Origin of the sequence: Sulfuriferula nivalis (assembly GCF_009937995.1) — a bacterium.
Taxonomy (GTDB): Bacteria; Pseudomonadota; Gammaproteobacteria; order Burkholderiales; family Sulfuriferulaceae; genus Sulfuriferula; species Sulfuriferula nivalis.
Genome location: NZ_AP021881.1, coordinates 2,459,755 through 2,471,848, shown reverse-complemented (window position 1 = coordinate 2,471,848; position 12,094 = coordinate 2,459,755). Strand labels below are relative to the sequence as shown.

Annotated in this window: 7 protein-coding genes; all 7 read left to right on the top strand. The window is 51.3% G+C overall.

Annotated elements, in window-relative coordinates:
- Positions 1-40: 40 nt before the first annotated feature.
- Positions 41-2,677, top strand: a complete 2,637-nt coding sequence (gene tssH / locus SFSGTM_RS12145; RefSeq protein ID WP_162085390.1) for a type VI secretion system ATPase TssH — start codon at positions 41-43, stop codon at positions 2,675-2,677.
- Between the two features lie 2 nt (positions 2,678-2,679).
- Entirely contained in the window at positions 2,680-5,760 is a 3,081-nt protein-coding gene (locus tag SFSGTM_RS12140; RefSeq protein WP_162085389.1) for a type VI secretion system Vgr family protein, read from the top strand.
- A complete protein-coding gene (locus SFSGTM_RS12135) occupies positions 5,757-7,835 on the top strand; it encodes a LysM peptidoglycan-binding domain-containing M23 family metallopeptidase (protein ID WP_162085388.1) in 2,079 nt (692 codons plus the stop codon). The genes SFSGTM_RS12140 and SFSGTM_RS12135 overlap by 4 nt, the downstream gene beginning before the upstream one ends.
- A 13-nt stretch (positions 7,836-7,848) precedes the next feature.
- Positions 7,849-8,610, top strand: coding sequence for a hypothetical protein (locus SFSGTM_RS12130; RefSeq protein ID WP_162085387.1), 762 nt, complete (start codon positions 7,849-7,851; stop codon positions 8,608-8,610).
- 35 nt (positions 8,611-8,645) lie between these two features.
- Complete coding sequence (locus tag SFSGTM_RS12125; RefSeq protein WP_162085386.1) at positions 8,646-9,431, top strand: hypothetical protein; 786 nt, start codon at positions 8,646-8,648, stop codon at positions 9,429-9,431.
- Between the two features lie 55 nt (positions 9,432-9,486).
- Complete coding sequence (locus SFSGTM_RS12120) at positions 9,487-10,869, top strand: type VI secretion system Vgr family protein (RefSeq protein WP_162085385.1); 1,383 nt, start codon at positions 9,487-9,489, stop codon at positions 10,867-10,869.
- Positions 10,870-10,918: 49 nt separating this feature from the next.
- A protein-coding gene (locus SFSGTM_RS12115) for an IS3 family transposase (RefSeq protein WP_162083368.1) occupies positions 10,919-12,006 on the top strand; the annotation gives its coding sequence in 2 pieces (ribosomal slippage) (positions 10,919-11,171 and positions 11,171-12,006; 1,089 coding nt in all).
- Positions 12,007-12,094: the final 88 nt, after the last annotated feature.

Below are 12,094 nucleotides of genomic sequence, written 5' to 3'. Positions count from 1 at the left end.
CGATTAGCGGTGAATAATTAAAAATACAGGGGATAACAATATGAGCATCAATCTTAAAACGCTGATCACCAAACTTAACGACACGTGCCGTTTAGCAACCGAACGGGCAGCCAATATATGTATCAGTCGCGGGCATTATGAAGTCGATATTGAGCATTTATTTCTGGCTTTGCTGGAACAGGATAAAAGTGATATCAGCCTGATCCTGCGCCGCAACAACATAGACCCGCGCCAGCTTGCCGCAGACCTGCAGGCAGAAACCGAACAGTTCCAGAGCGGCAACAGCCGTACACCCGTGTTTTCGCCTAACCTGTCCAAACTGTTTGAGCACGCCTGGCTCATAGCGTCACTGGATAATGCTAGCGCGAGTGTACGTAGTGGTCAGTTGCTATTGGCACTGCTGACAGCACCTGATTTACAACAACTGGCATGGCGTAGCTCCAAGCTATTTAGTCGTATCGCGCTGGATGCGCTCAAGCATGATTTACCCGCGTTGACCACGGGTTCACAAGAAACCACCGTAAATGATACTGCTGCAAGTGCTGATGCCGAGATCGTATCTCAACCCGCAGCAGGAAAAACCCCAGCGCTCGACCAATACACCACCAACCTCACCCAGCGCGCACGCGAAGGCAAGCTTGATCCGGTTATCGGGCGCGATGCTGAAATCCGTCAGGCTATTGATATCCTGCTACGGCGCAGGCAGAACAACCCTATACTTACTGGCGAGCCAGGGGTAGGTAAAACTGCAGTAGTAGAAGGGCTTGCATTACGCATAGCGGCGCATGACGTACCTGAAGTGCTGGACAACGTTGAGCTGCACACATTAGACATGGGGCTGCTACAGGCAGGCGCATCCGTAAAAGGCGAATTTGAAAATCGCCTTAAGTCGGTCATCGACGAAGTCAAGAAAAGCCCGCGCCCTATCATTCTGTTTATCGACGAAGCCCATACGCTGATAGGCGCAGGTGGGCAAGCGGGGCAGAACGATGCGGCCAACTTGCTCAAGCCTGCCTTGGCGAGGGGTGAGTTGCGTACTATCGCGGCTACGACCTGGAGCGAATATAAGACTTACTTTGAGAAAGATGCCGCCCTCGCGCGTCGCTTTCAGGTCGTCAAGATAGAAGAGCCGGACGAAGCCACTGCTTGCGCCATGCTGCGCGGTATGTTGCCGCATATGGAACAACACTTCAACGTGCGCATACAGGATCAGGCCATTATTGATGCTGTGCGTCTGTCGCATCGTTACATCAGCGGTCGTCAGCTGCCAGACAAAGCCATCAGCGTACTCGACACCGCTTGTGCCAAAGTCGCACTGGCGCAGAATGCTACTCCCGCGCCGCTGGAAACCGTTACCAAACGACTGGAGCATCTTGCAGCAGAAATCAGCCAGCTCAGTCGTGAAACTCGCACCAGTGGTCAGCATCAGGTACGGCTGGATGCTTGTATTGCACAACGTGACAGCCTGCTTGCCGAACAGGCTGCATTGGCTCAGCGCTGGCATGAAGAACGTGCATTGTCACAACAAATACAAGCATTGCGTGGCCAGCTTGAAACTGGCGAACATGCACCAACAGCACAACAGCAAAGTGAACTAGCCGCTTTGACTCAGCAGCTGCAACAACTGCAAGGTGAAATTCCTCTCACCGCCGTGCAAGTCGATGGTCATACCGTTGCCCAGGTTATTTCCAGCTGGACGGGCATACCACTGGGCAACATGCTCAAAGACGATCTGCAACAAGTGCTGGATTTGCCAGCGCGTTTGCATAAACGCATCATCGGCCAGCGTCACGCCATCGCCACGCTCGCGCAACGCATACGCACCTCGCGCGCAGGATTGGACGACCCTAATAAGCCGCAAGGTGTATTCCTGTTTGCAGGGACATCGGGTGTGGGTAAAACCGAGACCGCGCTGGCACTGGCTGACGCATTGTATGGTGGCGAACATAAACTCATCACCATCAACCTCAGTGAATACCAGGAAGCACATAGCGTCTCCGGTCTTAAAGGTTCGCCACCAGGTTACGTCGGTTATGGCACGGGCGGTATCCTCACTGAAGCTGTGCGCCGCAATCCTTACAGCGTGGTGTTGCTCGATGAAGCAGAAAAAGCCCATCCCGATGTACTGGAACTGTTCTTCCAGGTGTTTGACAAAGGTCGCATGGAAGATGCCGAAGGTCGTGAAATCGACTTCCGTAATACTTTCATCATCCTTACCAGTAATGTGGGTGCATCCAGCCTGATGCAAGCCTGTCTCAATAAAACAGCCAAAGAGTTGCCCTCAGTGGATGAGCTGGATAATCTTATACGTCCGCAACTGGTAAAAGTGTTCAAACCTGCATTTCTCGGACGTTTGCAGGTGATACCGTTCTACCCTATTGATGACATTGATCTGGCTGAAATCATCCGCCTCAAGCTGCAACGTGTGGTTGATCGCATCGCCACTCAGCATCAGATCAGGCTGGATTACAGCGAAAGTGTGATCGACACCGTGCTTAACCGCTGCACCGAAGTTGATTCAGGTGCGCGCAATGTGGATAGCATACTCAACGGCAGCCTGTTGCCCGAATTGGCGCAGCATTTACTCACGCACATGGCTGAAGGTAAGCAGATAGACCGCATCAAAGTCAGCAGCCTCAAATCAGGACAATTCAAATATCAAATGAGTGGGGTTTGAACATGGATGCGCTAGCGCTTGCCACGCAAAGCCTGCCTGAGCTTGCCAGCCTTGTCGCTGAATTGGTTTCAGGCAGACAAACCGACCGCTTGCTCCGCTTGCACACCCCACTGGACGCGCATTATGGTCCTGATACGCTCATCCCTGAAACCTTGATAGGTAGCGAAGTGCTAGGCACGCAGGCTGACAGTGCGCAAGTAGCTATCACAGGCTATCGTCTGGAAATCACCGCACTGAGTTATCAGTCCGATATTCCACTGACACCAGCACTCGGCCAGCCCGTATTACTGGAGTTGCTAACCGCCCAGTCGCGTACCGAGCTGCGCCCATTTCATGGCTATATCACCCGTTTCGAACGCATCGCCAGTGATGGCGGTCTGACGCGTTACAAACTCACCATAGAACCCTGGTTAAGCCTGTTGCGTCACCGCCGTGACAGCACTATCTATCAGGACATGAGCGTCATCGACATCATCAACGCCGTACTTAAAGACGGCGCGGGCGAGGGCGCTTATATCCCAGCCTGGAAATTCGACCTGATAGACCCCAGTATTTATACCAAGCGCTCGCTTACCACCCAATACAACGAGACCGACCTCGACTTTATCAACCGCCTGATGAGCAAAGAAGGTCTGTATTACTGGTTCACCCATGAGGGCGATACCAGCAGCCCGCAGCTGGGCAGCCACACCCTGGTCATCGCTGACCACAACAGCGCCTTTACCGAGAATCCCCAAGCCAGCGTACGTTACACCCAATCAGGTACTGTCTTGCCAGAGGACAGCATAGACAGCTGGCACGAACACTATCGCGCAGCACCCCATCGGGTCGAGACCGTCACCTGGGACTACCGCGCCAACCAGATCCACCAGAGCCAATATCAGGACAACAGTCCCAGCGCCAACAGCAACCAGCAACACCTGGGCTACACCCTCACCCAACAGGATAGCCCCGGCCAATACGCCTATCACGACAGCGCTGAAGGCGAACGCTATGCCCGTATTGCCATGGACGCCATCCACACCCGTCGTCACGACATTACCGCCGCAGGCACAGTCCGCACCGCCACACCCGGCAGCACCATTACCCTGACAGACCATCCGGCCTATGCCAACATCGACACCAACGACCATGAGGCCACCACCACCTTCCTCATTACGCGTGTCACCCATCAGGCGCACAACAACCTCATCGCCCACCAACGGCATGACAGCGGCAACAACAGCGAACAAACACGCTACCGTAACACCCTGACCCTCATCCCTGACACGACCACCTATCGTCCCCAGACCGAAGACGGTCATGGCAAACGCCTGCACCCCAAACCGACAGTGAGCGGCCAGCAAACCGCCATCGTCGTCGGTAATGACGACCCCATCCACACCGACCGCGACCACCGCATCAAAATCCAGTACCACTGGCAACGCGGCGACCTCAGCCATAGCCGCTTGAGCCACCCCTATGCTGACGACCACACCGCCGCCCCGGGAGACGCCACCACCGGCACCTGGGTACGCGTCAGCAGCAGCCTCGCACCCACCGCGGGAGACAACTGGGGCAGCGTACATTTGCCCAGAGTCGGTCAGGAAGTGCTAGTAGACTTTATAGACGGCGACATCGACCGCCCCATCGTCATCGCCAGCCTCTACAACGGCCAGGGGCAAGACAACGCCGCCCACAACCAGATCGCAGGCACCGCCCCCACCGCCACAGCCAATGCAACCAGCTGGTTTACCGGCAGCGAAGACGGCCACAACCACGCCGCCACCCTGTCTGGTATCAAAACCCAACAACTCGCAAACAGCCAGGATGGCACCGGCGGTTACAACCAGCTCGTATTTGACGACACCGCCAAGCAGAGCCGCCTCAGCCTGCAACAACACGAAGCCCAGCACACAGGCGACTCCGAACTCAACCTCGGCCAGCTCACCCACCAAAGTGACAACCAGCGCCTCAACCCCACAGGCTTTGGCCTAGAACTCAAAACCCGCCACAGCGCAGCAGTCAGAGCCGGCAGCGGCCTGCTCATCAGCAGTGACCAACAACCTGTTAACGGTATGCAAATGGACAGCCGCCCCGCCCAAGCCATCATCAGCCGCCAGCATGAACTCAACACCGCACTCGCCCAGTCTGCCGATACCCATCAGGCCAAAGGTACCAATGACCCAACGGCCGACAAACTCACCGCCATCAAACAACTGGATCATAGCCAGCAAGTCATCAGCCAGCAGACACCGACAGGCACCAGCAACGACATCGCCACCTACAGCGAACCGCACCTGCAACTCTCCAGCCCCGCAGGCATCCTGGCTGCCACTGCAACCAACGCAGTCGTGACCGCAGGCAACACCAGCAACTTAACAGCAGAGCAAGACATTAGCGTCAGCAGTCAGGCACAGCAGCACCATGCAGTCAAAGACGGCATCAGACTCTTCACCCAGGGAACAGCAACAGACAGCGCCAAACCCAACCAGGAAACAGGCATCAGCATACATGCCGCGCAAGGCAAACTCAGCAGCCAGAGCCAGTCGGGCAACACACACATCAACGCCAGCAAAGACGTCTACATTGCCAGCACCGAACAAACCATCACCATCGCCGCACCACAGCATGTATTACTCACCTCAGGTGGTGGCTACATCAAACTCGAAGGCGGCAACATTGAAGTACACGGGCCGGGGGTGATGGCGTTTAAGGGGAGTTTGACGGAGTTGGCGGGGGCGGGGAGTGCCAATCCCGTGTTGCCAGAGTTACCAAAGACGCAAGATTATCAGCATGCGAAACAGATAGTTGTGATGTCGATGGAGGGGACTGCGTTGGATAGCATGGCCATCACCTTGGTTACGCGAATGGATAAAACGGGGTTATATCAGGCCACAACGGATAGCTCGGGCGTAGCCCCTCTGCATGAATTGGATAATGCCACGCAATATGCTGGTATTGCAGGACGTATTGAATGGTCGTCTGTTTTTGCTGATAACGAGTCCGCGACCGCTGACGACGGTGATCTTGAAGAGGATCCAGGTGAAAGTTCGGAAAACGGTCGAGAAGAAGAACAGCTCGTTGGAGGGACGGCAATATGACACAGCAAACCAGCTATACTGTAAAAAGTGGTGATACCTTATGGGGTATTAGTCATCAATCAGGTGTTGATATCAACACCTTGGCGAAATTAAATCATCTGCATGGTAAAACGTTACATACATTGCATATCGGTCAAGTGATTGCGCTGCCTGCCAGTACTGTGCAGCATGACACTGTGTTAACCATTAATATCAAGAACATCAACTTTGAACCCATCAAAAATGCTCCGCTGAAACTGACTTATGACAATCAAACCCACGAAGTCAAGGCTGACTCAAACGGCACAGTCAAAGATGTACTGATATACGATCATAGTCATGGTTTTAAAATTGAATTCAAGGGAATAGATAGCCAGTGGGTTACCATAGCAGATCACAAAACCCTGCCGCTAGGGCATAAAACACTGACAGTCACCTCACGTCAGATGGTGATAAAAGGCACGTATTACGCCAAACCGGGCGCACAGCGGCAGAGCAAGGTTGATCTCAAAAACGAAGTGAAGCGCGCCAATACCAACGTTCACATTCAGCCGCAAGGCGCAACACCTAAACCAGTCGCTAAGCCTGTTGATGCGCCCAAGCCGATGATAAAGGAAACCCGAATTGAAGGCGGTATACCCGCACATTTCGTCGCGCCGATATTTACCGAGGCTAACTTACTTCTGTCGCCTGCAAATGAGAAATATCGTAAACTCATACTCGCCAGCGCAAAACGCTATGATCTCGCTCCGCATGCACTGGCTGCACTGATCGATGCCGAAGCTAATAAAATCAATGGTTCCTGGGATGAGAAATCCATTAACAAGGAAACGAAAGCCACAGGACTAACCCAATTCGTGCGCGGCACCTGGCTGGAAATGGTGGCTGAACCGCGCTCGTTGATGAATCAGCGCATCAAACAGGAAAATAAACTGGGTAAACTTATTGGCGTTGTGGACTCCCGTGTATATTATCTTTATGAGATCAAAGGCGATGGCAAAGACAAAAGCAAACAAAAGATTAGTGATAGCGTAGAAAGCGAACTATTGAAATGGCGATTTAATCCCGAGTATTCGATAGACACCGCAGCGCTTTACGGCAGAATAAATCTGGAAAAACTCGCCAAAAAAGGTTTGAATATAGCCGCGCTAGCACCTGAAGACCTCGCCAAGATGATGTATATGGCACACCATGAGGGGGCTGGTGGGGCTGTGGCGGTGATTGAGGGAGGCTTGGAGGAAAAAACAGCTAAAACCAACTTGCGTTCGCAAATTGGATATAAATCTGCTAAAGCACTTATAGCTCGTTTTAACGATAAACCCGTCTCAGCATACACCTATTGGCTTTACTACACCCTTATCGATACAAAAATTAATGTTGCGCATTTCATGGTGAAGTCTGACGGTTTACAGCCTAAAAAGACTGCTGATATTGCCAGTGCTTTGGGTGCGGCTGCGACGACTAAACCTGCTGTCAAAGCTGTTCAAACAGCTCCTCTCGTCCCTTCCGAGGCAGGTGCAGCAGTGGGCTGGCATGATCCATTGGATAGTTGCAGCTTACGCACAGCCGTGCTTGCCAGCCCAAAAGGTGCAACATTTGGCATTGTACGGAAAGATAAATATGGCAAACCTCATGCGCACCAAGGAATAGATTTAAAAGCTGATCCTGGTACGCCAATTTACGCGGTGGCGAATTGCAAAGTGGTGGCAATTAATACGATAGATAACAAAAAGAGCTATGGGAAAACCATTACATTGATGGTAGATATTCAAGATTTACCGCAACGTCAACGTGAGTCAGTGTTAGCAAAGAAACCTAATGTAAAAGAAGTGTACTTTTTTTATGCGCACTTGACGGATATGAGTGTGACGCATGACGATGTAAGAGATGCTACTTATATTGATCAAGGCACTGTAATTGGTACTACAGGGCATACAGGAAATGCGGAGGAGATGACGACAATCAACAAAGGGGCGCACTTGCATTTCGAGGTTCGTTTAGACAGATACCCTGCTCAGGCCGGCCCAAAAGATCCTCCAGAACGTCATCTTGCAGGCCGTATAGATCCGAAACCTTTTATCAATCGCCTTAACTAGAATTGAGAGAATTATGTTTAAAAAAAGCTATTTGTCGTTGGTCATTAGCTCATTGTTAGGTATGAGCCTTACCGCGTACGCAGACACAAGTCATCCAACCGCTAATGTCAAAGAACCTGTGGAATGTACGGATAATCAAAATTATGATCAAACTGACTGCCAGCGAGCAATTGAACGAATTCAGCTGATTATGAATGATGAAAAACTTCCTGATAATAAGCGACCTTTGTATGCTGTATTGGGACAAGATCTTTTGGTTGAAAAAGCGACAGGGTTTCGCATTGGTTTGCATAAAATAATTAATGGAGAGCGTAAGAAACCATCGGTAGCCGTTGAAATTGGCATTCCAGGTAAGTCGCAGATTTTTGCAATCAGTGGTGTATGCGATATTGGCAACTCTCTTGAAGTGGTAAAAAACACCCCGGATTTTATGTTATTTAATGAGGAGTGTGAGGCTACTAATCGGAGTGGGGGGAGAGATAATTCTTTTTACTATTACAATTTCGACAAACGATATAAACGCTTAGATGTTCTACTCCAAAATATGGATCGACAACCCAAAGAACCCACGCAAACTTACTCTAAAGGATTGTATAAATTTCTTTGGAATAATTACAACAACGGTAGCGCTAAATTTTCAATATATAACGACTACATAATTACAGGGCCTCGGGAGCAGGATTTAAAATGTATACGTTATTCAGATGAGGATGCAGGCTGTACTATTAATTATATAGCGCCACTGATTCCTGGTAAGTACAAAGTTGTGGACTGATACTGAATTTACTAGGGGGCAGGACAGATTTGCTAATGATAAAACGATCTATGTATAAAAACAGTTATTACTCATTGATCATCGGCCTAATATTAGGTATGAGCTTCCCTGCCTTTGCAGACACTACGACAGCAATTCCTAAAGTCAAAGAACCCGTGGAGTGTACGGATAGTCAGAATTATGACCAGATGGACTGTCAGCGAGCGCTTGATCTGATCCAATGGACAAAAGCTCAAGAGAAAGTGCCTGATCATCAACGCGTACTCGTGGCAGGGTTGGGGGAGGATGTGTTAGTCGAAAAGGCGACTGGTTATCGTATAGGTACTCATAAAGTCAGGGTAATTGGTCACCAGAAGGATGGCGTGGCTATAAAAATTGGTATTCAGAATGATGTGGCAATGTTTTTGGTAAGCGGGGTCTGTGATATTGATAATTCAATTGAAGTTTTAAAAAATACACCAGATTTCACTTTATTTTATGAAGAATGTACATCAGTTGCACGGCGTGGTGGGCAAGATAATCTTTTTTATTATTACAGCTTCGATAAACAGTCTAAGCGTTTAGTGGTTTTGCTACAAGGTGAAGGAAGAAGCGGCGGTAAAGAACCAACCCAAACTTTCACCAACGGGCTGTATAAATTCCTTTGGCGCAATTATCAAACATTAGAAAATGGAAAGTATTTTTCGGTGTATTACGACTATAAGATTTCGGACACAACCGAAAGTGGCGTGAAATGTACGCGCGTTTGGGATAAGGATGCAGGTTGTGATATTGAAACAGTTCCTGCGCTTGCTCCTAGTAAGTACAAAATTTTAGACTAAAACCAAGTAACCTTTGCCCTCATTTATCGTCGTCGGCGCCAAGGGAAATGGTGACTTGGCGGACCCCATCCACACCGACCGCGACCACCGCATCAAAATCCAGTACCACTGGCAACGCGGCGACCAGAGCCACAGCCGCTTGAGCCACCCTTACCCTGACGACCACACCACCGCCCCGGGAGATGCCACCACCGGCACCTGGGTACGCGTCAGCAGCAGCCTCGCACCCACCGCGGGAGACAACTGGGGCAGCGTACATTTGCCCAGAGTCGGTCAGGAAGTGCTAGTAGACTTTATAGACGGCGACATCGACCGCCCCATCGTCATCGCCAGCCTCTACAACGGCCAGGGGCAAGACAACGCCGCCCACAACCAGATCGCAGGCACCGCCCCCACCGCCACAGCCAATGCAACCAGCTGGTTTACCGGCAGCGAAGACGGCCACAACCACGCCGCCACCCTGTCTGGTATCAAAACCCAACAACTCGCAAACAGCCAGGATGGCACCGGCGGTTACAACCAGCTCGTATTTGACGACACCGCCAAGCAGAGCCGCATTAGCCTGCAACAACACGAAGCCCAGCACACAGGCGACTCCGAACTTAACCTCGGCCAGCTCACCCACCAAAGCGACAACCAGCGCCTCAACCCGCTCGGCTACGGCATAGAACTTAAAACCCGCCACAGCGCCGCAGTCAGAGCCGGCAGCGGCCTACTCATCAGCAGCGACAAGCAACCCGTCAACGGCATGCAAATGGACAGCCGCCCCGCCCAAGCCATCATCAGCCGCCAGCATGAACTCAACACCGCACTCGCCCAGTCTGCCGACACCCATCAGGCCAAAGGTACCAATGACCCAACGGCCGACAAACTCACCGCCATCAAACAACTGGATCATAGCCAGCAAGTCATCAGCCAGCAGACACCGACAGGCACCAGCAACGACATCGCCACCTACAGCGAACCGCACCTGCAACTCTCCAGCCCCGCAGGCATCCTGGCTGCCACTGCAACCAACGCAGTCGTGACCGCAGGCAACACCAGCAACTTAACAGCAGAGCAAGACATTAGCGTCAGCAGTCAGGCACAGCAGCACCATGCAGTCAAAGACGGCATCAGACTCTTCACCCAGGGAACAGCAACAGACAGCGCCAAACCCAACCAGGAAACAGGCATCAGCATACATGCCGCGCAAGGCAAACTCAGCAGCCAGAGCCAGTCGGGCAACACACACATCAACGCCAGCAAAGACGTCTACATTGCCAGCACCGAACAAACCATCACCATCGCCGCACCACAGCATGTATTACTCACCTCAGGCGGTGGCTACATCAAGCTTGAGGGTGGCAATATTGAAGTGCATGGGCCTGGGGTGATGGCGTTTAAGGGGGTAATCCCCCCAGCAAATAAGTGCATTGGTAATCCCCCCAGCAAATAAGTGCATTTAAAAGTAGAATTTTCTTAATTAGGATTTGAGGATTTTTTACATGAAGACTACCCGATTTAGTGACAACCAGATTATGCAGATATTGAAGCTGGCGGAGGCAGGCACGCCAGTGCCTACACTATGCCGAGAGCACGGCATGAGTTCAGCGACATTTTACAAATGGCGCGCCAAATTTGGCGGCATGGATGCCTCCATGATGGCCAGGCTCAAAGAGCTGGAAGACGAGAACCGTCGGCTTAAAAAGATGTATGCTGAAGAACGCCTCAAAGCCGAAATCGTTTCAGAGGCGCTTGCAAAAAAGTGGTGAAGCCATCTCTGCGCCGCGAGATGGCTGTGTTGGTAGTGCAAACTAGGCAAATCAGCATCAGTACTGCCTGCGCTGCCTTTAATATCAGCGAAACCTGCTATCGCTATCAGGCTAAGCTGTCGTCAGAGAATGCCCTCATCGCCGACTGGCTGATACGTTTGACCACCAACCAACGCAACTGGGGGTTTGGCTTGTGTTATTTTTACCTGCGTAATACCAAACAGTTTCGTTGGAACCACAAGCGGGTTTACAGAATATATCGCGAGCTGGAATTGAACCTACGCATCAAACCCAGACGTCGTCTGGTACGGGAGAAACCAGAGGCGCTTGCCGTACCAACACAAATCAACGAAGTCTGGTCAATGGACTTCATGCACGACCAGTTAGCGGATGGCCGCTGTATCAGGCTATTCAACGTCATTGATGACTTTAATCGTGAAGGTTTGTGTATTGATGTGGATTTCTCGCTGCCGTCAGAACGTGTGATTCGGTCACTGGAACAAATCATCGAATGGCGTGGCGTACCCAAGGTGATTCGATGTGACAACGGCCCTGAGTACATCAGCAATATGACTAAGGAATGGGCTGAACAGCGGGGTATCAAACTTGACTTCATTCAGCCAGGCAACCCCCAGCAGAATGCTTATATCGAGCGCTATAACCGCACAGTGCGCTATGACTGGTTGGCGCATTACTTGTTCGATACCGTCGAGGAAGTGCAAAACTTTGCGACAGCTTGGTTATGGACTTACAATAACGAACGACCAAACACGGCGATTGGCGGTATCCCGCCTAAACACAAACTCGCTATGGCCGCTTAACCTCTACTTTTAACTGCGGTTATTAATGGGGGGATTACCAGGGGAGTTTGACGGAGTTGGCGGGGGCGGGGAGTGGGAGTCCAAGAAT

What these genes read in the sequence shown, in the direction of transcription:
- tssH (WP_162085390.1), top strand. Translation starts at nt 41, where the DNA reads ATGAGCATCAATCTTAAAACGCTGATCACCAAACTTAACGACACGTGC.
- SFSGTM_RS12140 (WP_162085389.1), top strand. Translation starts at nt 2,680, where the DNA reads ATGGATGCGCTAGCGCTTGCCACGCAAAGCCTGCCTGAGCTTGCCAGC.
- SFSGTM_RS12135 (WP_162085388.1), top strand. Translation starts at nt 5,757, where the DNA reads ATGACACAGCAAACCAGCTATACTGTAAAAAGTGGTGATACCTTATGG.
- SFSGTM_RS12130 (WP_162085387.1), top strand. Translation starts at nt 7,849, where the DNA reads ATGTTTAAAAAAAGCTATTTGTCGTTGGTCATTAGCTCATTGTTAGGT.
- SFSGTM_RS12125 (WP_162085386.1), top strand. Translation starts at nt 8,646, where the DNA reads ATGATAAAACGATCTATGTATAAAAACAGTTATTACTCATTGATCATC.